23 protein-coding genes are annotated in these 25,170 nt (G+C 39.9%); 2 read left to right on the forward strand and 21 right to left on the reverse strand.

Annotated elements, in window-relative coordinates; all coding sequences use genetic code 11:
* Window positions 1-9: 9 nt before the first annotated feature.
* From ABVT42_RS03745 to ABVT42_RS03775, 7 genes are read right to left on the reverse strand one after another with little or no spacing between them, the layout of a single operon-like run.
* On the reverse strand, window positions 10-1,104 hold the full coding sequence (locus tag ABVT42_RS03745; RefSeq protein ID WP_353873797.1) for a CIS tube protein: 1,095 nt from the start codon (window positions 1,102-1,104) through the stop codon (window positions 10-12).
* Complete coding sequence (locus ABVT42_RS03750; RefSeq protein WP_353873798.1) at window positions 1,097-1,573, reverse strand: phage tail protein; 477 nt, start codon at window positions 1,571-1,573, stop codon at window positions 1,097-1,099. Before ABVT42_RS03750 ends, ABVT42_RS03745 begins: the two co-directional genes overlap by 8 nt.
* Window positions 1,570-3,501, reverse strand: coding sequence for a hypothetical protein (locus tag ABVT42_RS03755; protein WP_353873799.1), 1,932 nt, complete (start codon window positions 3,499-3,501; stop codon window positions 1,570-1,572). Before ABVT42_RS03755 ends, ABVT42_RS03750 begins: the two co-directional genes overlap by 4 nt.
* A 56-nt stretch (window positions 3,502-3,557) precedes the next feature.
* Entirely contained in the window at window positions 3,558-4,004 is a 447-nt protein-coding gene (locus tag ABVT42_RS03760) for a phage tail protein (RefSeq protein WP_353873800.1), read from the reverse strand.
* A 30-nt stretch (window positions 4,005-4,034) separates the two neighbouring features.
* Complete coding sequence (locus ABVT42_RS03765; RefSeq protein WP_353873801.1) at window positions 4,035-6,386, reverse strand: phage tail sheath subtilisin-like domain-containing protein; 2,352 nt, start codon at window positions 6,384-6,386, stop codon at window positions 4,035-4,037.
* Between the two features lie 18 nt (window positions 6,387-6,404).
* The gene (locus ABVT42_RS03770) at window positions 6,405-7,316 is read right to left on the reverse strand and encodes a hypothetical protein (protein ID WP_353873802.1); all 912 of its coding nucleotides are present in this window, start codon (window positions 7,314-7,316) and stop codon (window positions 6,405-6,407) included.
* Window positions 7,306-7,890: a Pvc16 family protein gene (locus ABVT42_RS03775; protein WP_353873803.1), complete on the reverse strand. Its 585-nt coding sequence runs from the start codon at window positions 7,888-7,890 to the stop codon at window positions 7,306-7,308. The genes ABVT42_RS03770 and ABVT42_RS03775 overlap by 11 nt, the downstream gene beginning before the upstream one ends.
* Window positions 7,891-8,001: 111 nt before the next feature.
* Here ABVT42_RS03775 and ABVT42_RS03780 point away from each other — a divergent pair, with 111 nt between their 5' ends.
* The gene (locus ABVT42_RS03780) at window positions 8,002-8,196 is read left to right on the forward strand and encodes a hypothetical protein (protein ID WP_353873804.1); all 195 of its coding nucleotides are present in this window, start codon (window positions 8,002-8,004) and stop codon (window positions 8,194-8,196) included.
* Between the two features lie 1,325 nt (window positions 8,197-9,521).
* Here the strand turns inward: ABVT42_RS03780 and ABVT42_RS03785 are convergent.
* On the reverse strand, window positions 9,522-10,454 hold the full coding sequence (locus ABVT42_RS03785) for an electron transfer flavoprotein subunit alpha/FixB family protein (RefSeq protein WP_353873805.1): 933 nt from the start codon (window positions 10,452-10,454) through the stop codon (window positions 9,522-9,524).
* 1 nt (window position 10,455) lies between these two features.
* Complete coding sequence (locus tag ABVT42_RS03790; RefSeq protein ID WP_353873807.1) at window positions 10,456-11,205, reverse strand: electron transfer flavoprotein subunit beta/FixA family protein; 750 nt, start codon at window positions 11,203-11,205, stop codon at window positions 10,456-10,458.
* Window positions 11,206-11,571: 366 nt separating this feature from the next.
* Between ABVT42_RS03790 and ABVT42_RS03795 the strand changes: the two genes are divergently transcribed.
* A complete protein-coding gene (locus ABVT42_RS03795) occupies window positions 11,572-13,227 on the forward strand; it encodes an electron transfer flavoprotein-ubiquinone oxidoreductase (protein WP_353873808.1) in 1,656 nt (551 codons plus the stop codon).
* Window positions 13,228-13,349: 122 nt separating this feature from the next.
* On the opposite strand, the gene ABVT42_RS03800 is transcribed toward ABVT42_RS03795, so the two are convergent.
* The 12 genes from ABVT42_RS03800 to ABVT42_RS03855 form a co-directional block, all read right to left on the reverse strand.
* Complete coding sequence (locus tag ABVT42_RS03800) at window positions 13,350-14,669, reverse strand: DUF3466 family protein (RefSeq protein WP_353873809.1); 1,320 nt, start codon at window positions 14,667-14,669, stop codon at window positions 13,350-13,352.
* 34 nt (window positions 14,670-14,703) lie between these two features.
* Entirely contained in the window at window positions 14,704-15,354 is a 651-nt protein-coding gene (gene maiA / locus ABVT42_RS03805) for a maleylacetoacetate isomerase (RefSeq protein WP_353873810.1), read from the reverse strand.
* Between the two features lie 218 nt (window positions 15,355-15,572).
* Entirely contained in the window at window positions 15,573-16,160 is a 588-nt protein-coding gene (locus tag ABVT42_RS03810) for a MarR family winged helix-turn-helix transcriptional regulator (RefSeq protein WP_353873811.1), read from the reverse strand.
* A 67-nt stretch (window positions 16,161-16,227) separates the two neighbouring features.
* Window positions 16,228-18,285: a 3-hydroxyacyl-CoA dehydrogenase NAD-binding domain-containing protein gene (locus tag ABVT42_RS03815; protein WP_353873812.1), complete on the reverse strand. Its 2,058-nt coding sequence runs from the start codon at window positions 18,283-18,285 to the stop codon at window positions 16,228-16,230.
* Window positions 18,286-18,422: 137 nt separating this feature from the next.
* Window positions 18,423-19,328: a PaaX family transcriptional regulator gene (locus ABVT42_RS03820; protein WP_353873813.1), complete on the reverse strand. Its 906-nt coding sequence runs from the start codon at window positions 19,326-19,328 to the stop codon at window positions 18,423-18,425.
* A gap of 47 nt (window positions 19,329-19,375) precedes the next feature.
* The gene (gene paaE, locus ABVT42_RS03825) at window positions 19,376-20,467 is read right to left on the reverse strand and encodes a 1,2-phenylacetyl-CoA epoxidase subunit PaaE (protein ID WP_353873814.1); all 1,092 of its coding nucleotides are present in this window, start codon (window positions 20,465-20,467) and stop codon (window positions 19,376-19,378) included.
* A 107-nt stretch (window positions 20,468-20,574) separates the two neighbouring features.
* Window positions 20,575-21,099: a 1,2-phenylacetyl-CoA epoxidase subunit PaaD gene (gene paaD / locus ABVT42_RS03830; protein WP_353873815.1), complete on the reverse strand. Its 525-nt coding sequence runs from the start codon at window positions 21,097-21,099 to the stop codon at window positions 20,575-20,577.
* 75 nt (window positions 21,100-21,174) lie between these two features.
* A complete protein-coding gene (gene paaC / locus ABVT42_RS03835; protein ID WP_353873816.1) occupies window positions 21,175-21,936 on the reverse strand; it encodes a 1,2-phenylacetyl-CoA epoxidase subunit PaaC in 762 nt (253 codons plus the stop codon).
* Between the two features lie 10 nt (window positions 21,937-21,946).
* Entirely contained in the window at window positions 21,947-22,234 is a 288-nt protein-coding gene (paaB, locus tag ABVT42_RS03840) for a 1,2-phenylacetyl-CoA epoxidase subunit PaaB (RefSeq protein WP_353873817.1), read from the reverse strand.
* A gap of 23 nt (window positions 22,235-22,257) precedes the next feature.
* Window positions 22,258-23,214, reverse strand: coding sequence for a 1,2-phenylacetyl-CoA epoxidase subunit PaaA (gene paaA, locus ABVT42_RS03845; protein ID WP_353873818.1), 957 nt, complete (start codon window positions 23,212-23,214; stop codon window positions 22,258-22,260).
* Window positions 23,215-23,539: 325 nt separating this feature from the next.
* A complete protein-coding gene (gene pcaF / locus ABVT42_RS03850) occupies window positions 23,540-24,742 on the reverse strand; it encodes a 3-oxoadipyl-CoA thiolase (RefSeq protein WP_353873819.1) in 1,203 nt (400 codons plus the stop codon).
* Window positions 24,742-25,170 carry a PaaI family thioesterase gene (locus ABVT42_RS03855; RefSeq protein ID WP_353873820.1) on the reverse strand — a complete coding sequence of 143 codons (429 nt, stop codon included), beginning with the start codon at window positions 25,168-25,170 and terminating at the stop codon, window positions 24,742-24,744. The genes pcaF and ABVT42_RS03855 overlap by 1 nt, the downstream gene beginning before the upstream one ends.

Consider the following 25,170-nt stretch of genomic DNA (forward strand, 5'->3'; position numbering starts at 1 on the left):
TAAAGTTGATTAATCATCAAACTTGATGCCAGCCTCAAAATCAGCATCTAGTCCCACATCAGCCGTTAGTCCGGCAGAAATTCCCATTGCACCACCAACACTTGCACTCCCGCCTAACCCCGCATCAATCCCAACACCTAATTCAATCCCTGCCCCACCACTTAAACTCACTCCCGCACTTATGCCGCCGGTTATACCGGCAGACACTGATGTTGTTAAATCGACTTTCGGGGCAGATATTTTTTGTGTTGTACCCACTTTTAAGCCACCAAATAAAGATTCTGTTGAACCTTGGGTATTGACCGAAAAATCAGAATTAGTTCCTCCCATCGACGACAGTGAGCCAGATGTTTTTAGTGACGTATTAAAAGATGCATTAGCAGTAGTATTTACATTGGTATGAGCTGAGAACGCTTTTTGATTCATGACCATCAAATTATCAACTTCTGGTAAGCGTAGATTTTCAATACCGTTCATTTCAGCCAACGAACGTGCAGCATTTTCATCCCCTAATTGACGCGCTTTATCAGCCAACGACAAATCTTTACCCATGCCACTTTGATAAGCATCTGTTGGCGCATCTAAACCCAGATTTCCTTGAGTATCGACTGCATCTTTTTTACCTTGCGAACTTGGTAATAAATTCTTTTGCGCATTGGTCATGCTTACCGTTAAACTTGATCGTAATGGCACGCCATCACTGGAAAAAAAATCGAGCTTTTCTTTAATATTATCGATATAACCTTCAAACTTGAAGGTCCCCCATTCAAATAAAACTTTAGCCGGTATACCAATTGAGTTATCACGTCGAGTCGCCTTTCGTGGATCTTTCGGATCCATCAGTTGTGCAATATCTAAGGTAATTTTACGTACATCGACACCAGAATGTGTCGTATCAAAAATCAGCTCGAAGCTCAACTGTGCTTTAGTTTCGGTAATAACTTGTGGCGGCTGTTTTCGCTGACCTTTTTGCACTGAGTTGGTATAAGTTAAATCGAGGGATTCAGGATTAAACTGTACCGCAATTGCAACCTGTTGACTGTCAGGCAAATCTTGTCCTTGTGGACTGGTTAGTGCAGTAAGCATCGCGATGCCATTACTCATGGGATAATCCTTCGTGAACCAGATGTAATTCTTCAACGCCAATTTGAGTCGATGTTGCGTTTAGATCTGCTGTTTTAAACTTTGTGGGCAGACAGTTCTTTAATTGCCATTTTAAAGCATACTCTCCATCTTGATCGGCAAAATTCATCAGCATAATTTCTGCGTCAAGTCGATAAGCATAGGCACCGCCAGAAACCAGATTAAACCAGTTCCACATGTCACGAGTTAAAGAAATTCCTCGTTTTAATATTACCGTCGAGTAATTGGTTCGACCGGCCAATTGTATTTCTCCTTGATTCATCCCACCGACTTTAATTGCTTTGGGCTCCATTGTTGCTTCAATACCTGAGCATTCGCTAAATGCACCAGAACAAACCGGTTTATTTTGTCCTTTATTACTGCCTTTTGCCGTCGCTACAAAGAAATCAATTTTAAAACGAAAAACCGGTAACGGAGCAGTAGTTTTCATAATGACTCCTCGGTAATTTGTAAACTCCCCTTATGATCAAAATTTAACGTGATAATAATTTTTTCAATTGGCAACGCTGGTTGAAACATGATTTGTACAATTACACGACCATTATCATGATCTTGCCTGGTCATTGTGGTTTTATCACAGCGTACGCTAAATGCCTCTTTAGCTGTCTTACCTTTTAATGCATTCTGTCGATAAATATCCATCAATAGTTGTGCAACACTACGTTGGATATGGTTCCATAAAACTGCCGAATTAGGTTCAAATACCGCGCTTATTCCTATTTGTCGAGTCAATCGATGAATCAACATGGTTAATCGTTTTACACAGGCATATTGCTGCTGCTTGCTGTTAGCCGGTGTTACGTCTGACTGAAGTTGTATTCCATTTGGCGAATGGGTAATCCAACAAATTCGTTCCTGTAAATATCGATCATTTAAGTCGGTTTGTTTTAACCCGAGATAAGCTTTAGGAAATAAATCAAACACATCAGGAAAAAAATTACCGGCCAGACTAAAATAACTTTGTTGATGTCGTGCTTGATTTGCCATTAAACCAGCTAATCTTCCCTCTGGTAATTCTGCGCGTGCAGGTAAGTGCTTTGATTGATAGGTCATTAACCAGGGAAATGCCAATTGAATTTGATCAGTATTGAAAAAATCGAATAACTCATGTTGATTGTTAATAAACAGTGATTGTTGTAGATAATCTTCAAATGGCTTTAAAATAGTTGCTGCGGGTAATGGAATACTGCTTATCAATAAAGTATCAGAAAAGTTGCGTATTAAATATTGACTGATATGACGGATAATCCGGGCCCAAACCAAAAAGCCAGTTTCATCACATACCGGCGCCTGAAACAACACTTGCTGATTATCTTTTTCACTATTTGGTTCGACGATGCACGCGGTAAATTCGGTTTGCTGACCAACTACCTTAATGCTTTCAGTTGTTTTTTGTTGACAAGAAAGTAAATCGGGCAGGTCGGGCAGACTCACAAAAGAAACATCATTTAGACTATGCAATAGTCCTAATCCATGCCATGCATGCTGCTCTTCTTCAGAACCATTCCAAAGTGGTAAGGTTAGCTGAGTTAACTGAGCAATTTGAGTCAGACCTCGGGAAAGTTTTTCATTTTGATAAAGCAATCGGCTAAGTGCCTGAATCTTGAGTGCGGTAGATTCGCCAGGAATAAGCGGATCCCCTGCTCGAATAACATAACACTTTTGACCGCCCTGCTGAAAAAAAGCACGCACGGTTGCACCAAGATAAGTATCTAAATAACCATTTCGAGCAACTGTTGAGCGAACAAATCCAAGGCTTTTATTTTGGTAAATATTAATGCTGCCTGTCGAGTATTGATCAATACGTTGAATTGTCAACGCATATCGTTCTTTTTCATTTGACTCATTGGCAATATCTTGATCAAAAACATCTTGATCAACAAAATCTTGTTTATAAGCAAAAGCCCCGTTTAGCTGCTGATTGATTTCTATCACCAGATCGTCAAGCGCCCATTCTCCGGGATTAAAAGTTATAATTTCGGGAGGTTGGTTATCGATAACAACATAAAGCTTTTGATCGGACTGTTCAATCAATACAGACGCCGATAAACTCGAACTGACAATTTCGGCGCGTTGGTTAATACGTTTATCCGGTGCAAACAACTCAGTAAACAAACGCCAAGAATCGATTGGAATTGGAATATCGAGCAATTCAATTAGAGGTTCACCAGATTCATTTTGATGAAAAATAATCCGCTCATACCAACGATGATTTATCAACCAGGTTTTAAGCGAGCCTGGTAATTGATTCAATGGCTGCATTGGTATAAAACCAGCAAAGCAGGCAATATCCATACGAGTAACTTGCGTCGAGCTAATCGGCGCTTGTGTATCAAAATGAATTCCTGGCGCCAGCATATTAGTTATCAACCCTCAACTGGATAACAGTTTGATATAACTTGATGGCAAGTCGTTTACTCACTGTAACTGATCCCTTCGGCAGACAATACCAGCTCTTCCATCGCTACATCACTGCCTCCTTTAGCATTTAAACTGGGACCCGAATATTTGGTTGGTACAGCCGCATGGAGTACCCAGCGAGAAACTGCATTTTCGTGACTTTCATCCATCAAAGTAATTGAAATATCACGCTGTCCTTCCCAACCACGATTACGTACCAGGTCGATCCATTCCCAAAGATCTTTTGATTTAATGATGCCACGTTTTAAAGTGACATCATTGACTTTGTTTATATTTGGAATTTTTCGCACATGATTTTGTTTATCAGTGCCTTCACGATATTCTGCCATGGTAATTTCGGCACCAATACCCGTTACCTCAGAAAATCCCGCGGAAATATCTTGTCCATTAAATTCAACTAAAAAATTAAACGCACTATAAGGTGAAGTTCTTTCTGCCATGGTAATTCTCCCATTGATTTATTCGTGCGCTTATTGCGCGTCAGCCGTTTTTTGACCAATTCTAAAAATTACAAATTCAGCCGGTCTTAACAACGCCACTCCAACTTCGCAAATTAACTGGCCATTATCGAGATTTGCCTGTGTCATGGTTTCACGACCACAGCGCACTTGAAATGCTTGTTCAGGCGTCGATCCCAATAATGCACCGTTACGCCATTCGTTGCGTAAGAAACTGTTCACCGTATCTGTAATGTTGGCCCATAATCGGGGACCATTCGGTTCAAAAACCGCCCATTGGGTACTATTAAAAATTGAGTGTTGCAAATAGATCATCTGACGTTGCAAGTTAACGTATTTATATTCGGGATCAGAGGTCGCGCTGCGTGCTCCCCATACTCGATAACCTCTACCAAAAAAGAAGCGCAAGCAATTGATACCTTCTGGATTTAACACCTCTTGTTGTCCATTGGTAATATCACGCTCAAAGCGTATTGCTCCCCTAACAACTTCATTAGCAGGCGATTTCCAGACACCTCGATTAATATCGTTACGCGCATAGATACCCGTCATAAAACCCGATGGTGGAAGATTGATTTCTCTGGGCAGATTATCTTGTCCGGGCCGCCATAGCGGATTGGCAACAGTTACCCAAGGGTAGTAAAGCGCCGCATAAGTTGAATCAACGGCGGCTCTTACTGCGCGAGCTTCATTAATGGTTTGATTGGGTGGTGTATCAAGTACCGCATAGCGGTATTTCAATCGTTCACAATGACCAACCAATTGTCCTTGTACTGTTGCAAAGGTAGTCGGATTAAGCGCGGAATGTCCGGGAGCGGCAACGATTGAAATATCATCGATAGTCTCTAACATATCTAATGCGTCGGCATAAGAATTCGCTTCGACTTCTGCACTGGTGGCTAACGGTTCAACGCCATCATTTCCACCAGTTAAAGTAAAACGGCTTATATTGGCTGCCGCAAAAAGCTCTTGATGTAATGTAAAAGCATCGAGTGCCGCATTGTCATCATAGTAATAAAGATTTTCCAGTGCTTCTGATTTTGAAGTGGGTGTTTCACGCAATACATGGCCAACAAATCGAGGATGTGCACTAATAAATCCCAAATCTTCATAGCTGGCTCGAACACCATCGGCATCAACCGCTTCCAAATTAAAGAGCACTATTTCTTGCGTACCAACGGGATTCTCAGCAAGCGGATTATCATTTGTGTCACTCCATGTACTACCATTTTTTACATAGAGGGTTTGTGTCGCCCCATCAGATCCAGACTCGGGCGCAGCGGTTAATCCGAGAATTGTCATCACACTGGTGGGTGCCGCATTATTAAATCCTAATGTTACATCTTCGCCTGTTGCCTGTGTTGCAATCAGTAAGTGACCATCACCATTTGTCGCAACACTGACATCTAGTGCAGCGGTCGTACAAATTGCCGCGATTTCGCCTACTGTCACACTTTCAATATTGGCAACATTACCATCACCCTCATCTTCCTTATTAGCAGCAGCAGTAAAACCCAGTTGATCAATTTGATTGACACTAATACTCGCGGCGGTCCCAGCCAAATCAGTGCCAACTGTAATTTGATTGGCATTTAAAGTGACATAAGCATGGCGAATTTCAGCGTTAAGTAAATTGACTATATCTTGTAATGGGGTTGCGCCATTGGGTAAAGCAATACTTTGTTCTGCGCCATTAATGGTGACAGTAAAAGTCAATCCGGTGGTATCAGGTGGAGCCCCAACCGCTTCCCCCGTGACTTCAGCATTGACGGCATTAAAAGTAATGGTTTCTTCACTGCCGTCAATATCCAGCGTTAACGTTGCACCATCGGTTAAATTAAATGGTGCGATACCACCCGTTTTTCTTGCCGGTTGTGCCACTGCATCTGCGTCACCTACAGTCAAACTCAGTAAAGATCCATCGGGTGCATTATTTCGCGTCGCATCGGTAACCAGCTTCCGTTTTTCATATACAGTAACATTACCGTTATATCCAGACCCCGGATGCCTGGCGACAAATCGTGTAGTACCCGCTCCAGTTATGTTTGCAGCGGCAATACCATTACTCAGTTCTTGAGGAATAAAAACCCTTGTCACATAAAGGCGTTTACCACCATTATTAAAATAGGCATAGACAGCATGCGCCATAAAGTTTGTTGTTCCACCTGCAAAATCTAAATCAGCAATCCCGCCATAAATACGTTCAAACTCTCCAGGATTAGTAATCACTTCTGGTGAGCCACTCAATGGGCCCTTGCGCGTAGGTCCAACAAATGCCGTTGTGCTGGTACTCACACCTTCAATTGATTTAGAGCGAAAGCTTACTTGTTCGGTAAATACGCCGGGAGCGAGATACTCAGGCATAACAGTTCTCCTATAAATTTATGGTTCGTCATCTGTCACCGAGACCGTGATGGTCGTCGTTTCAGTTCGGCCCGTTTTTAAAGAAAGTAAAGTCGGTTCATCATTGTTACGTATCCAGACTGCTGCATTTTGTTCCAGTTGATCGGTATCAACTGGCCAAGGTAATTGCGGATCAACAATCACTTCAATTCGCACGGGTGTGGTAACATTAGTTACTTCACCTACCGCCGCAAATTGCTCATCTAGTTCATTACTATTGTTATCTTCGTTTTCATTATCGTTGTCATCGTCGAGTTCATCTTCTTCCTCAACATCTTCTTCCTCAACATCTTCTTCCTCAACATCTTCTTCATTTGTCTCAACAGAAAAATTTGTCACAGGAATACCTGTAACGATAATAATTGCTTCACCGCGTAAATCTGATAATCCGGTTGCCAGCAATACTTCATCTTCAATCCTGATTACACGTAATAATGCACCTTGTAACGGACGTTGAGTCTCCTCATTCACCTGCTGAGTGAGGCTTGCACGTATGACACTCCAATTTGTGTTTAAACGCGCTTTCGCAGCACTATGCAGATTGATCTCGATTGGTTTGCCAACACTGTTTTCTTGTTGATTGACTGGATTGCGCGGTAGTTTTATTGAAGCAAAACGAGGCAAATAGTAGTTTTGTGGATCTTCGATCAGTATTTGAAAGGAGAGGCTTTCTATTGCTGGCTCAGAAGGCACCTCTTCAAACTCGCTGGTATGGGCATCTAATCCTTGTGCATTTTGAATTACAAAAAGTGCAGAGGCATTTTGAAATAATTGCAGTTGATTGGTTGAGACTTTAAATGCTGAACGCAACACCACGCCAGTTGCAGCGTCAATCAATTTCAATGCTCCTAGACAGCGCCGATTAATCGATTGAAATGCATTAAAGCTCATCTTCAATCACTCCATACCGAAACTGACTGGCAACCACAGGGCTGCTCTCTTGCCCTTCATCAGGGTTGATTCGCACCACTCTCGCCACATAAGGAATTGATAATCGATATCCAGGCGTGACAGCATCCCAAATACGCATCATGTCTTCGTTTGTTAAATCGATAGGGACAAGATGAATTTGGTCTTGCGGTTCCCACCCCCCAGAAGACGATAGCGTTGACTGATCTAAAATAGGAAACTGATTGAGTTTAGACATTGCCCACGCTGCAATTGTTTGTTCGGTTAATGCGCTATCACTCCAGATCGTAATCAAGTAATAAAGGGAAACAGATAGCGGCAGAGGCACTTCATTGGGTCGGTTTAAACGTGGCTTATTCCTTGTATGTTCATCGATGGCTATACGATATAAATAGACAGAAAGTGTTGTTGGAATTTCATCAATTGCATCGAGTTCTCCGCTGGATAAAAGTCGAAATTGGCAAACATGTTCCGAACGTAATGGTTCAGGATAGGTGTCTCGTAAAAATTGTACCAACGAGTCACCAACAGAGTGTATGCCAAACAAATTAGCCAACCTGTTTACTCCCACAAACGCCTACATACTTTAAATACCGATAATCCCAATAAGATATCAGCACCCCAGCATAATGAATTATAAACATTAAAGAGAAAGGTAATACCATGATTGAAAAAGATGGCAATTCAGATTTGCTTAAATTTTGCTTTTTTAGAAAAAACAAAAGTGCTAGACAAAGAAATCTATGCAAAACAGTTGACACTCCCTAAAAACAAAAATGATGAATCTAATCAAAAAAAAATAAATACATTTATAAATAATTTAATTAATAAATTAGAGTCAAAATCGACAAGCCTTTTATAAAAAAACAAAAATCCACAAAAAAATAACTGAGCTTTCTCTAGTTTTTTATATATTCTTTAATAAACACAGCACAGTTAGCTATCGTGAACTTTAAAAATATTCGCGAGTTTACAAACTGATCATTCCTGATTAGTCAGACTTTTTTAACTTGATTTTTGTTACTCTAATTATAATTTACCTGTTGTTATTTTCTTTTTTCCAATATGCACTTTCATACTCGCGCGCTCATTAAGCAAGAAGTAATACATATTAATACTATGTAGCAATCCAGATACTCATCTATCGATCACTAACTATAAATTCTCATATTTGCCTTTAAGGCATAAGATGTACAATTAGTTTTTTATTAAGCTTTCGCTTAAAGGTTAATGACATAAATTTTATCTTAAGCCAATAAAACAATTTAAAAAACTAATTAATGAACAAAGTATAATAAGCTTTTTACAATGTGCTTGTTGAAAGTTTACATACTAAAAAGCTTAAAGCCTGAGCACTACCCCATCGCTATTAACAACAAACTCTATTAATAACAAACTCTATTAATAACTTTATATAAACTCAACGCCAATAACTTCAACAATGTATTTAGCGATAGCTGCGGTAATACGTTACTTTTTCTAAATTATACGATACTGTTTACTTTGTTTTTTGGTTCAAAAAAATTTGACCACAATTTTATTGTGATTACAAACCATCATTTAAAAAAATTATTTATGATTACGACAAAACACAGAAAGTTGTTTTCTTTCGACTTTATTTTTTTAATGTGGTTGGAGTTTATCTTTAAGAATAAACCATAATTTGCGGCTTGCTGAGATATTTTCAAAAATACATTTTTCGAATCAACATAAAGCTGGATAGCTTATTTTTTATTAAATTATTTTTTTTAAACTTATTTTCGCTGCTATGCAAAAATTTTAACACTATGCCTAGTCAATATTTTTTTATTTGCATTATTGGAGGTTGAAAGTGTGAACAAATTCGACTTAATAATCATTTCAAATTGCTTTATATCAGAGAGTCCATTTGTATATATATTCGAACTAATTGATTAATTAAATCAACAAAAATTAAACTTTAGAATTATGCATGTGCCGTTGTACAATATTAAATAAAGCATTAACTATAATGCGTTTATTTTTATTCGACTTAGATTGGTACAAAACTGAATTCATTGCCCATTAAATGACTGTCGATTTTGTAAGGTAGCTATCAATATTACTCACCAATATTACCTTTCAATGCCATCTATTCATTGAGTCCAAAAAAAAAGGTTCCAACCAGGAACCTTTTTTAGTAATTTTTAGCGGTAACCTCAGTAATAACTACAAAGCTTCTTTTAACTCAGGTAACACTTTGAACAAATCAGCAACTAAGCCATAATCTGCAATTTGGAAAATAGGCGCTTCTTCATCTTTATTAATTGCAACGATTACTTTGCTGTCTTTCATTCCAGCTAAATGCTGTATTGCACCAGAAATACCTACAGCAATATAAAGTTCAGGCGCAACAATTTTTCCGGTTTGACCAACCTGATAATCATTTGGTACAAAGCCCGCATCTACAGCAGCGCGCGAAGCACCAACAGCCGCACCAAGTTTATCAGCAATTTCTTCCAACATAACAAAGTTATCGCCACTAGCCATACCGCGACCACCAGAAATAATCACTCGCGCAGCAGTTAATTCGGGACGCTCTGATGTAGTAAGCTCCTGTGATTCAAATTTTGACTTATCTGAAACTAAACCATCAGCCGCAATCGAAACCACTTCAGCTTGACCACCGGTTGGCTGAACGGCATCGAAAGCGGTACCTCTTACCGTAATGACTTTTACTGCGTCTGATGACTGAACCGTTGCGATAGCATTACCTGCATAAATTGGTCGTTTAAAAGTGTCGGCACTTTCAACTCCGACAATATCTGAAATCGGTTGAACGTCAAGTTTAGCACCAACCCGAGGTAAAAAGTTTTTTCCAAAAGTTGTTGCTGCTGCGAGGATATGACTATAGTCTGCCGCATTGGCAACCACGATATTGGTCAGGGTTTCAGCCGTAATATTGTTAAATTCAGCATTTTCAGCAACTAAAACTTTATCAACCCCTTCAATTTGACTAGCCGCCTGAGCCGCCGTTTGACAGCTTGTACCAGCAACTAGCAGATGGATGTCACCAGTAATTTGTTTTGCTGCGGCAACCGTTGATAAGACAGAAGTTGCAATACCGTCATTATGATGTTCTGCAATAATTAAAATACTCATCTTAAATCACCTTGGCTTCTGTTTTTAATTTTTCAACTAATTCAGCAACACTTTCGACTTTAATACCAGCCTGGCGCTGTGCGGGCGCTTCAACTTTTAACGTGCTAATTCGTGGTGTGATATCGACACCTAATGCCTCAGGTGAAGTTTCTTCTAGAGGTTTACGTTTGGCTTTCATAATATTGGGTAGAGAAGCAAAACGAGGCTCGTTAAGACGCAAATCAGAAGTAATAACCGCAGGCAGGTCTACTTTAATAGTTTCCAATCCTCCATCGATTTCTCGTGTTACCATTGCGCTACCATCAGCAACATTGACTTCAGAAGCAAAAGTTCCTTGCGGCCAATCGAGTAATGCTGCCAGCATTTGACCCGACTGATTATTATCACCATCGATAGACTGTTTACCCATAATGACAATTTCAGGCGATTCCTGAGCAACAATTTCTTTGAGGATTTTGGCAACAGCCAATGGCTGTACCTGTTCATCTGTTTTAACCAGTATGGCTTTATCAGCGCCCAATGCTAATGCTGTTCGTAATGTTTCCTGAGCTTGTGTAGGACCTATTGACACTACGACAATTTCGCTGGCAACGCCTTTTTCTTTGAGTCGCACAGCCTCTTCGACAGCGATTTCGCAAAAAGGGTTCATCGACATTTTAATGTTTGCAGTTTCCACACCGGAATTATCATCTTTTACACGAACTTTAACGTTGTAATCCACAACCCGTTTAACGGTGACCAAAATTTTCATACAAATACCTTAGTTTGGTTGGTTGATTTTTGAGCCCAAATTCAAACTTTTGCATTGTTTTTTTGCACTCAATAATTCAATATCCTTGATAAGTTGAAATTTCTAAATTTTGCATAGAATAGACGAATCCACCGATCTTGCCGCTTTACGCGTTTAACGTCAACCAAAATAAGGTATAATAGCCCACTTTTCAGGGCCTTAAGCGAGTTTAAACTGACTGAATTTACTCGATTTTGTGCCTAATAATTGCATCTTGTGATAAAAGCCACGTAACGTCTGATTATGCCGATTCCGGCACGTTTTCGCTGGCACAATGACACATCAGTGCAGATTTGAATTATCATTTTCGAAACGGGGGAAAGATTTGTGGAACGAGAATCTATGGAGTTCGACGTTGTTATTGTAGGTGCAGGACCTGCGGGCTTGGCAACAGCCATTCGTTTAGCACAACTGGCTCAGCAAAATGAGCAGGAAACCATGATTTGTATTGTCGAAAAAGGCTCCGAAGTTGGCGCACATATCTTGTCGGGCGCAGTATTTGAACCAACAGCACTTAACGAACTTATTCCTGACTGGAAAGACAAAGGTGCCCCGCTCGCTACACAAGTCACCGAAGATGAAATTTTTATTTTACGCAATGCAACCAGTGGATTAAAAATTCCTGGATTGTTTGTCCCCAAAACTATGCATAATGATGGTAATTACATTATTAGCTTAGGTAATTTATGCCGCTGGCTGGCAGAACAGGCTGAAGCACTGGGTGTCGAAATATTTCCAGGGTTTACTGCTAGCGAAATCCTATATCATGAAGATGGCAGCGTTAAAGGAATTTTAACTGGTGATATGGGCGTTGCCGAAGATGGCTCTCAAAAAGATGGCTATATGCCCGGCATGGAGTTACATGCCAAATACACCGTATTTGCCGAAGGTTGCCGCGGACACTTGGGTAAACAGCTCATTGAAAAATTTTCACTGGATGATGGTAAAGAACCACAGCACTACGGGATCGGTATAAAAGAATTATGGAAAATTCCAGCAGAGCAACATGTACCGGGCAAAGTTGTTCATACCGCGGGCTGGCCACTCAATGAAAGCGGCACCGCGGGGGGTTCGTTTTTATATCATTTAGAAGATAACCAGGTCGCTGTGGGGTTAATTACTGATTTATCTTACTCAAACCCGCATGTTTCTCCGTTTGATGAATTTCAACGTTATAAACATCATCCAGTAATCAGTCAATATCTTAAAGGTGGCGAAAGAATTTCTTACGGTGCAAGAGCAATTACAAAAGGTGGCTTACAATCTCAACCTGAAATGGTTTTTCCTGGCGGTTTATTGATTGGTGATGACGCAGGGACATTAAACTTCGCCAAAATCAAAGGATCTCATACTGCCATGAAATCAGGTATGATTGCTGCAGAAACTATCATCGAAGCAATTTCTGCTGGGCGTTCTGCCGATAAACTTGAAAAATTTATGCCTGCTTATAACGCTTCTTGGGCATGGAAAGAACTTCATGTTCAACGCAATTTTGGGCCCGCGCAGCATAAGTGGGGCAATATTATTGGTTCAGCTTATGCCTTTATTGATATTAATTTATTTAATGGTAATCTACCTTGGACTTTGAGCGATCCCAAACCCGATCATGCTCAGCTAAAAAAAGCTACGGATTGCCCTAAAATTCACTATCCCAAACCTGACGGCGTGTTATCTTTTGACAAACTCAGCTCAGTTTTTATCTCAAATACTAACCACGAAGAAAACCAGCCAGTACATCTACAATTAAAGGACAATAACATCCCGATTCAGGTTAATCTGCCCGAATTTGATGAGCCCGCACAGCGTTACTGTCCAGCGGGCGTGTATGAGGTGATTTATGATGATGAAGGCAACAACCCTCGCCTACAGATTAATTCACAAAACTGTGTACATTGTAAAACCTGTGATATCAAAGATCCGAGTCAGAATATAAACTGGGTAACTCCAGAAGGTGCTGGCGGTCCGAATTATCCTAATATGTAAAATATCCCGCATAAATAGTGGATTTTGTAAGGTAAATAGCCAGTTCTAAAAACAATAAAGCCATGCATTGCATGGCTTTATTGTTAAAACGAAAGAATTTCTTTGCTCTTATAAACGCTAAATTATACTTTAGACTGTCGGCGACGCAATCCTGCCAGAGTCATCAAAACCAATAACCCGCCCCAAGAAAAACTCCCTGAACCACTATCTTCCTTAATCACTAAGTCCTGACAAGGCTTGGGGGCAACACCATGCCGAGGCACTAACTTAAAAGCACGCTTCTGACCATTTAAAAAGCCGTTACCAACTATCACACCATTATTGTTAATTGCTCTTGCTTCTTGTAAAACCCAGTCGGGTTGACCGATCTGCTCAGCATCAGGATCAGCTTTACAATCGATTAGAGTATTTAAATCTTTAGTTTCACCATTTTCATAAATAAAAGCATGATATTGAACTGGAGCAATTTCGATAAGCGAAATACCGACAACCTGATTTTCACTATTAATATCATAGGGAGTAGTAATTGCCGCAACGCTTTGTGGAAAATAATCTTCCTTTAAGTTTGGAATATCTGTCAATGTTTCTGTGTTCGTATCAAATAAATAACCAGTAAAATAAAAGGAACGATCAACATTTCTCATTCCTGCAATGATTCCTTGCTGATTAATTGCCATAGCACGGTTAGAACGATCCTCAGCAGATGCAGGTATTTCGATCAATTCGGTAGGCGTGTTAACATTTACATAGTAGCCTCGAAGTGTATTGAAGCTATCTTTATATTGCTCAGACCAGCCAATTGCAAGACCATTATTATTTATGTCAACCAATGCCGCACTAACATAATACTGGTTATAATTTAGCGGTTCCAAACGGGTTAAGATATCATTTACAGAATCGTAAACAAAACCGCGCTTAGCAGATTTAGTCGCGTCTCCACCTGAAATATACTCATCGTCAGGAGCATTATAATCAGCAACACCAACAATAAAAGCGCCATCATTTATCGATAAAGCACGCATATTTAATGGTGTTTCTTCATCTAAAGGTGGTACAAGTTTCAATTCGGGGTTAATAATGTCAGTGTAAATTGCTCTATCTATATTGACCGACTGATCAGAACGAATAATTGTTTCTGATGAAAATCCTACCGAAACGCCATTATTGTTTAATTTAAAATAGGCGCTTAAATCGGTAGTTTCATTGACAATGGCAGGTAAATCAGTAGCCATACCATCTTTGACAGCAACACCGTGAAAAGGAATGTTATTAGCGGAGTATGAATAACCTACAATTTCATCAGCATCATTAATATCATAAACAAAAAATGGTTTATCTTCGATTTTACCTAAATCAATAACCGTATAAGATTCAACGGCACCCAGGCCGAAACTGGATATAGCCAGAGTGCTGGCTAGTACGCTTTGCTTCAAATTTATCACAATAAAGATCTACTTCTCTGTTAAGTTTCTAATTTTAAATGACTGCATCGGGTTGATTTTCCGGTACAGCATTTTGAAATCGCTCTAATTTTAAGCAATTATCATTAATGGCAGATAATTTTGGAAATTCTTCCATAGGAAAATTAAAACGATTCGCATTGTATATTTGAGGTATAAGACAAGCATCAGCCAATGTTAGTTCGTCGCCAAGCGAATAATTTCCCTGAATCTGATATTTTTCCAATAAAGCCTCATAAGCTTTGAATCCCTCACGAATCCAATGGTGGTACCATTGAATTTTTTGTTCATCAGAAGTCTTTAGTTCACCAGATAAATACTGTAGCACTCGCAAATTATTTAAGGGGTGAACATCGCATGCAACCAGTTGACATAATTGACGAGTGAGTGCACGTTTGGCAGGTTCAGTCGGTAATAACTGAGGCAGACAATATTTCTCTTCAAGATATTCAATGATTGCAATTGACTGACCGATGGTAATATTTTCGTCAATTAGCGTGGGAACCAATTGCTGTGGATTCAACGCCTGATATTCCGGTTTATGCTGTTCTCCACCATCTTTAACCAAGTGTACACTTTCCTGAGTATAAGAAACCTGCTTTAAATTGAGCACTATACGTACACGATAAGCGGCGGTTGATCGCCAATACCCATATAATTTGATCATTTATCACCTTTATTATATCAATGCCTTGGTTCAAAGAAGGAATTGCTAACAGGTTAATTGCAGCTAACCAAAGATTCGAACAATTGACCATCTGACCATTGCTTTAAGCAGAGCATTTTACACATTTCATTCATAGTCACAAAGTTTTTAACTACAAAACACCATTCATAATGGTGTTTGCTTAAATCAGGTAATATAAGTGAGGTTAAATCTTAGCGCTATTCCCATTCATCTTCCTGTTCATTTTCCAGATGATGCAAATGACGATCGAGTTTATTTAATAAATGATGTAATTGTTCTTTTTCGGAATACGAGAAACAAGATTCAATTAACTCGCCAGTTTCAATTCGTTTAGGAGTGATTAAATCATGAAATGCAGCACCTTCGGGAGTCAGATAAATCAGCTGCTTTCTTCTGTCGCGTTTAGAAAAACGGGTATCAACAAAATTTAGTTTTTTCAATACCTTAACGGCTCTGGTAACGGTGGCTGCATCCGTTTTTAATGCATCAGCCACATGACCATTCGTTAAACCACCATAAGAACCTAACACCGAAATGACTCGCCATTCTCGTTCACCTATGGGAACACCCGTTTCCGCTAACAGACTGGAAAGTTTATTTCCTGCTTGTGACATCTGTGCAGCTAACCGATACATTCGATAAGGCAAAAAGCTTTGTAAATCAATAGTATAGTCTACTTTGCCCGCTGGCTGTCGATCACTATTTTCCTTAATGTTGTCTATTCCCTGAATTTTGTCAAACGGCTCATCATATTGAACATTTTCTGGGGTCTTATCTTCAGTCAAAACGGCTAACCTCGGTATTAATTTTAATCAACGGCCTAATGACGTTAAATATTACCCCTAAATGACGTTAACTTAAACTCCCCATTTTCAGATCAGGCCAAATTTGTTTACCTGCGATAGATTGTTGTTTAACAAGTAACTGAGTAACCTTTTCTACACCGAGTTGACGTGCATAAAACATGGGTCCACCTTTATGTCTCGGAAACCCGTACCCATGTAACCAGATAACATCAATATCTGATAATTGTCTGACAATACCCTCTTCGTATAAGGAGAGTCCCTCACTGATCAATGCCAAAATCGCTCGTTCAACAATATCGTCGTCGGTAAATGAACGTTGCTCAATTGCTAGTTGTTGTGCCTTTTGCGCAATCAATTCACTGGCCTTCGAATCACTAACGGCTTTGCCACTTTCATCGTAATGATAAAAGCCAGCACCTGTTTTGCGACCAAGACGCCCATTTTCTACCATAACTGCCGCCGCACGGAAATATCCAGGATCATGCTCAGGAAATGGCTGCGCACTTCGTGCATTATGGCCAATATCAATACCAGACAAATCTTGTACTGCAAGTGGTCCCATTGCCATCCCCCAGTTAGTCATAGCTTTGTCAATCTGTTCAATGCTCGCGCCTTCCAAGAGCATTTGTTGAATCTCACGACCGTAGCGGGTATACATCCGGTTTCCGGCAAAACCAAAGCAAACACCAACCAGTACCGCAATTTTGCCTAGTTTTTTAGCAACCATCATTGCTGTTGCTAACGCTTGCTCTGACGATTTAGCTGCGCGCACAACTTCTAACAGTTTCATAATATTGGCTGGGCTGAAAAAGTGCATACCAATAACCTGTTCAGGGCGGCCAGTCGCCAAGGCAATTTCGTCGATATTTAAATATGAGGTATTCGTTGCCAACACACAGTTTGGCTGACAAATTTGACCTAATTGAGCAAAAATCTCTTTCTTAACTTGAATATCTTCAAAGACGGCTTCAATAACTAAATCACACTGCCGCAAAGGTTGATAATCCAAGGCGGTAGACAGGCGTTTTAAACCAGCCTCATATTGATGCTGTTTAATGATGCCGCGTTGCTCTGCTGTTTGCAGGTTTTTTATAATTTTGTCAGTTCCTGCTGCCAATGCACAATCATCACGCTCAATTAAAATAACATTAAATCCACTGAGCAAAAATGCGGTAGCAATACCAGCGCCCATCGTTCCACCACCAATCACCCCAACAATTTCAACTGGCAGAGGATCGCTATTAAAGTTTACTTTAGCTGCGGCCTTTTCTGCAGAAAAAGCATAGCGCAGTGCTGCCGACTGCGCAGAGTCTCGAAGTTTTAGAAAAGCGTCACGTTCAATTTTCATTCCATCAGTCAGCGATTTATCACATGTTTGTTGTAATACTTCAACAGCCACCACGGGCGCTTCTTTACCTCGGGCTTTTCGCTTGATTTTTTGAAGTGCATCAACCCAGTCAACATCATTAATTATTGGGCGCTCTCCCGACCGTTTGACTGGTAACTGGCGCTCACCTAATTTTTGTTTAACAAAATCAATAGTTTGATCACACAAATCGCTTTCAAGTGGAAATATTGCGTCAATCAATCCACTCTCAGCCAATGAAGTCACCGCATGATGTTTACCCTCGGTAATCATTTGTAAAGCTTTAGCCCCCCCGACAATACGAGGCAAGCGCTGTGTCCCACCAGCACCTGGAATTAAGCCCAAATTCACTTCTGGCAGCCCAACTTTTGCATTAGCTAATGCGACTCGATAGTGACAAGCTAACGCCACCTCGAATCCACCACCAAGTGAAGTACCAAACAATGCAGCAACTACTGGTTTATTACAATTTTCGATTTGGTTGACTACATCAGGTAAAAAAGGCTCAGTTGGAGGTTGGCCGAATTCTTTAATATCAGCGCCGGCAATAAAGGTTTTCTGTGCACACTGAATGATAATTGCTTGAACAGCAGGTTCATTTTGAAAGCATTCAATCCCTTGAGTAATACCCTGTCGTACTTGTTGTGACAGCGCATTGACCGGCGGATAATCAATGGTGATCAGTCCAATATTGTGTTCAATTTTATATGACACAAATGGGTTGTTATTTTTGAGCATTAGTTTTCTCGCGAATTTTTGTTAATTAATTAACGCAAAATCTAGTCAATTGATGATTAACGCTTTGCAATAGTTGCTTGATGCATTTGGTCGAACTTACCATTTGTCATGTCATTTGGTCTTTAGCCTTCATGGCCTTATCGAAAACGTTTTTTATAATCATCGCTGGCAGTAGGTAACAAGCCGGCTTCATTGTACAAGTGATTACCAATATATCGACTAGATGATCGCGTCAATAAGCAATAAAAATCACCCACCAGGTTGGCTGCAATATTGCCAGCCCAGTTTTCGGGTAACAAATTTTTGGGTAATTCGTGGTCACGCAATAAAATACGGCGATACTCATGAATTAATAAACTTCTTAATAAAAATCCCTGTTGATCGGTTAATTTATGCTGTTTATTTAACACTTCATAAATTGGTTGATAACAATCAATGAATGTTTGATAACTGTGCTGCAATTGATCAACTTGCCATTTTTCAAATACCAGTTTGCGCAGTACATCTTGGGAGTCACTATCAAAGGTATGACTCGAAAAAATAATAACAGCATCACTGATATCTAACTCTTGAATGGTTTCCTTTAATGAGTCTGCATCAATTGAAGGGTGTGCATAGGCGCCACTGGTTAACGGGCTAAATCCCAGCCATTGCAATTGACGTTTTAGACTGACCAATTTATCTTCTGGCACAAAACTTGGCATAACAATTAGCCAGCCGGAATCTTCCCCATTGTGCTGTAAACTGTATATTCTGCGAGCGGCTTTGGTGTAATGTCTGTTTGCAGTTGACGTAAATGCGTAAAAACTCCTGCGTCCGACCTTATTCACCTGCAACCAGTCATCTTGAACCAAACGATATACCGAGGTACGAATCAGTCGTTCGGAAAACCCCAGCGGTTGCAGGGATTCAATTAAACTGCCTAACCAAATCCAGCCGCCATGCGGTGACACAACATCGCCAAACACCGTCACAATATGTGACTTGCAACTAATACCGGCACGCAATGCTCGCTCGCTAATAAATTTTTTTATATCACTCAATTGAAACTACTTTAATTATGGGCTAATAAATTTCCCTTAAAATAGCATTAAGAAAAATCAAAGTCGACTTCAACCTCATCAGAAACCGGATGTGCCTGACAAGTTAATATCATACCTTCTGCAACCTCTTGCTCGGTCAGCGAATGGTTCATATCCATTTCAACCTCGCCCTTAATAACTTTCGCTTTACAAGTTGCGCACACACCACCTTTACATGAAAATGGCAAGTCAGCACCATTTTCCATGGCAGCATCAAGAATATTTTTGCCATCGGCGGCCAATGCTAATGTCGTCTTTCTACCTGCAACTTTAACTGAAACTTTTGCAACCTTACCACCAAACTTTTCGGCGCGTGCTTGTTGATTCTGACGTGCTTTATTCAATGCCGCTCCGGCGAAAAACAACTCATAGTGAATATTGTCTTCAGTAAAATTTTGCTGTTGTTTTAAATAAGCCACGACTTCATTAATCATTTCTTCTGGTCCACACAAAAACACATCATCGATAGAAGATAAATCGATTAACTTTGCATGGCTTAGTGCGCTAAGTTTTTCACTAGATAAACGCCCATTAAACAGCTCTGCTTCATTTTCTTCCTGGGTGAACAAATTGATCCATTGAAAACGTTGCATATCATGATTTTTAATAAAACTAAGCTTTTCACGAAACATCATGTGCGGCGTCGATTTATTGCCATAAATCAAAGTAACCTGAGACAAAGGTTCAGCATTTAACAGGGTTTGAATTTGTGAAAGAATAGGCGTAATCCCACTACCAACAGCAATAAACAAGTAATGTTTCTCTTGCTTGGCATCGACTTCAGTATAAAAGTGCCCTTGTGGTGGCATCACATCTAATGCCATACCCGGCTTAAGCTGTTCATTGGCAAAATTAGAAAATATGCCCTGCTCAATTCGTTTAACAGCCACCTGCAAACGTTGAGCTTGCGCACTTTGACAAATCGAGTATGAACGTCGAATATCCTGCCCATCAATTGTTGTTTTTAATGTTAAATGCTGGCCTTGAATATAATAAAAAGTATCTGCTAATTCAGGTGGCACATCAAATGTTATGGCAACTGAATCTTTGGTTAGTGGCTCAACAGCCTTAATTACTAAAGAATGAAATTCTGTATTCATAGGTTAGAACCTTTATAAATTCATCTGTTAATTAATATCAGGAATCCGTATTTTTTAATTATTCAGATAAAAGCGATTAAATCGATTAGCCAGGACTAATCAGTCAATTAAAAGTGCTTAAAATAGTCAAAATACTCGTGGCAACTATGACACTGATAAAGTGCTTTGCATGCGGTCGAACCGAATTGACTAACCAGCATTGTTTGCGAACTGTCACAGCGAGGACACTCAACTTTGTCTTGTTTATCTGGTGGTGCTATTTGTATATGTTTTAAATGTGCTCGACCTTGAGGTGACATCATGTCTGTAGTCCAGGCAGGCGCCAGTACAACGTCAACTTTTACTGGTGAATAACCAGCGTTGCCTAATTGTGCAGCAATATCATCACTCATTGCCTCAACAGCTGGACAACCACTATAAGTTGGCGTAATAGAAATATGCCAACAGTCTTCAATTTTTTTTACATCTTGTAAGACCCCCAGATCCCAGATAGTTAATCCTGGTAACTCTGGATCATAAACTTCATCGAGCAATGTCCAGATTTCTGGATACGTTGAATTACGTCGATGCTGTAATCGCTGTGCAAATATTGGAGCAAGCGTAGGAATTACCTTTGATGAAATGTTAGCCATAATCAATTACACTCACTAAATAGCAATAGTCCAAAATAGTTGAATCAATTAATATTTTTACAGCGACCTAAATGACTACCAGTTAAGTCCGGGGTAAGCTCGCTGTACATATTGCAGTTCGCACAATAAATGTCCTAAATGCTCTGTATGCACACCTTCTCTTCCACCACGAATCTGCAAAACGCTTGGATTAATAGTGATATCAGATTGCTTAAATATCCGTTGCACATATTCATCCCATGAAGACTTAACTTGTTGTCGATCTACAGCGATATTTTGTGTGGCTAAACGCTGTTCCCATTCACTCATAACAAACAATTCACCAACAAAGTTTTCCAGCTCTTCAACCGCATCCAATACTCGGCGTCGGCTTTCTTGTGTTCCTTGTGACAACTGAATAATCCACGGCTCACTTCGTTTTAAATGATAGCGACTTTCTTTAAGTGCTTTGCTGGCAATGGCGGCAACTCTTGCATCGGTAGAAGCCGTAAGCGCCTCAAGATAAAAGACGTAAAAAACGTCAACATAAAATTGGCGAACCATCGTAAATGCAAAGTCATTAATCGGTAGTTCATGAATTAATAAATTCGTATACTGACGTTCATCCCTTAAATAGGCTATATCGTCTTCGGTTTTGTTAGCACCTTCAATTTCAACAGCATATTGATAAAATAAACGGGCTCGTCCGAGATAATCAAGCGCCACATTTGACAAAGCAATATCTTCTTCGAGATAAGGCCCATTACTACACCATTCTGACAACCGATGGCTTAATACAAGAGCATCGTCGCCTAAGCCAACGGTAAACTGATAAAGATCTTGTTGATTTTGATTCATGTGACTTCCCTTACATATTATTGACACTATCAGGTAATTGATAGTGCGTCGCATGTCGAAAATCTTTATCGTTCATTGGCTCAACAAAATTTTCCACATCCTCTTCTTGTGAAGCGGTAATATTAGATGACTCAACCACCCAAATACTGACACCTTCCGAACGACGAATATAACAGTCTCGTGCATACATCAAAGCATGTTCTGGACTTTCTGCATGTAAACTGCCGACATGTTTATGATCTAATCCACGATTAGAACGAACAAAAACTTCATAGCTGGCTAGTTGTTCCTGACTCATATAATTCTCTCTTATTAATTTGACTAGGCTGCTGATTCAGCAGTCTGTGAATTTTGTTTAGCACGATAAGCTCTGACGGCTTCACGCACCCACTCACCGTCATCATGTGCACGTTTATGATGCTTGATTCTTTGATGATTACAGGGACCGCTACCATTAATAACCTGGTAAAATTCTTCCCAATTAATTTCTCCCGAATCATAATGGCCTCGCGATTCATTCCACCGAATTTCAGGATCTGGCATTTCAAGTCCAAGTACTTCAATTTGTGGAACAGTCTGATCAATAAATTTTTGTCGCAATTCATCATTAGACTGACGCTTAATTTTCCACTTCATAGATTTGCCCGAATGTGCAGAATCACTATCATGAGGGCCGAACATCATCAATGATGGCCACCAAAAACGATTCATTGCATCTTGTGCCATTTGCTTTTGTTGTTCGCTCCCCTTCGCCAATGCATACATAATTTCGTAGCCTTGACGTTGATGAAAACTTTCTTCTTTGCAAATACGAATCATCGCTCTTGCATATGGCCCATAAGAAGTTCGCTGCAGCGAAATCTGATTAACAATTGCTGCGCCATCAACTAACCAGCCAATCGCCCCCATGTCAGCCCAAGAAAGTGTAGGGTAATTAAAAATAGAAGCATATTTTGCGCGGTGAGTTTGCAACGCTTCGATCATTTCGCTGCGAGTGATCCCTAATGTTTCTGTGGCACTATACAAATAAAGACCATGCCCTGCTTCATCTTGCACTTTAGCTAATAACACGGCTTTACGACGCAATGTTGGTGCACGCGTTATCCAGTTACCTTCCGGTTGCATACCAATAACTTCAGAATGGGCATGTTGCGACATTTGCCGAATTAAATTCTGACGATAATCTTCTGGCATCCAATCGGTCGGTTCAATTTTTTGCTCCTGTTCAATCTTTCGATCAAACTCGGCCTGAGCCGCAGCATTATCAACAGTTTGCATGGTTTTACTCTCCAATTTTCAAAATGTCATCGGAATGACCAATTTAATTTATGATACTAATAGATACGCACAAATGCAATTTATGTATCATATAAATTTATAGTTTGACCTGACTGGATATCTCATTTGATAACTTATTCAGGACTGTTAATCGAATTTAATATAAAACTATTTATGATCAGTTAGTTACGATAAATTAGTGATAACTATCCGATAGTTCTATAAAAATATCACTCAATCATTTTGATTTAATTAAACAATGTTTATTATAAAAATTAGATTGAGTAATATCTAAAACAGCTTGATATTTGAAGCTGATTGGCATTTACGCACGTTCAATAATTAACGCAATACCTTGTCCAACGCCAATACACATGGTGCATAATGCATATTTACCCTGACGTCGCTGTAACTCATAAGCTGCGGTGGTTACCAGCCGAGCGCCACTCATTCCCAATGGGTGACCAAGTGCAATTGCACCACCATTTGGATTAACTCGAGGATCGTCATCTGCAATTTTCAACTCTCGCAATACCGCTAGTGCTTGTGCGGCAAACGCTTCATTCAGCTCAATAATATCCATCTGTGATAATGTTAGTCCGGTATTTTTAAGCACTTTTAAAGTTGCACTAATTGGACCGATTCCCATTAATCGGGGTTCAACACCACTAGTGGCCATACCAACAATACGCGCAATGGGTAACAATTGTTGCTGTTTGATTTGTGCTTCATTAGCAATTAGCAATGCGCATGCCCCGTCATTAATTCCTGACGCGTTACCTGCAGTAACACAGCCATTTTCTCTGAACGGGGTGGCTAATTTCGCTAATCCCTCAAGTGTACTGGGTCTTGGATGCTCATCAACAGAAAAAAGTCTGGTTTCTTTTCGATTGACAGGAACGGTAACCGCAACAATTTCTTTTTCAAAAATTCCATTCGCCAATGCAACTTGTGTTTTTTCTTGGGTTTTTAATGCAAAGCGATCTTGATCTTCACGACTGATATTAAATTTTTCAGCAACATTCTCAGCAGTTTCAGGCATTGAATCAACGCCAAAATTTATTTTCATTTGGCGGTTAATAAAACGCCATCCCATCGTGGTATCAAAAATTTCTGCTTGCCGCGAAAATGCGGTATCAGCCTTGGGCATAACAAATGGCGCACGCGACATTTGTTCGACACCGCCAGCAATAGCGAGGCTTTGTTCGCCACAAGCAATGGCTCTGGCTGCGCTGCCAATAGCATCCATTCCTGAACCACATAGTCGATTAACGGTCACTCCAGGAACACTTTGCGGTAATCCTGCTAATAATAAACTCATTCGTGCAACATTTCGATTATCTTCGCCAGATTGATTAGCACAACCATAATAGACATCATCAACCATCTGCCAATCAACTTGTGGGTTTCGAGTCATTAATTCACGCATAGGTATAGCACCTAAATCGTCAGCCCGAATACCCGATAAAGCCCCACCGAAACGACCTATTGGCGTTCTTATGGCGTCACAAATAAAAGCATTATTCATTATTTAAAACCTTCTAGATTATCTTTTATATTTGCAGCTAATGATTTATTGACTAATTTAGCATTCATCACTGCCAGTAATTTTTCACTTTGATTTGTCACCTTAACATCGCAATAAATCACTTTGCCACACACGCTGGTCACATGCGCTTTTGCAGTCAAAAAATCATTAAGATATGCAGGCGCCAAATAGTCAATCTGATTACTTGCAGAAAGAACAATTTCACCTTGTGAAGCACTAGCAAAAGCACTGGCAGTATCTGCAAAAGTAAAAATAAAACCACCATGACAAACCTGATAGCCATTTGTCATCGATTCATTGACCCACATTTTTAACTGACATTGTCCTGTATCGACCGAATGAATTTTAATACCCAATAACCTTGATGCGGGATCATTTTTTAATAAATTCTGTACAGCATCATTCAC

Origin of the sequence: Aliikangiella maris (assembly GCF_040719265.1) — a bacterium.
Lineage (GTDB): Bacteria > Pseudomonadota > Gammaproteobacteria > Enterobacterales > Kangiellaceae > Aliikangiella > Aliikangiella maris.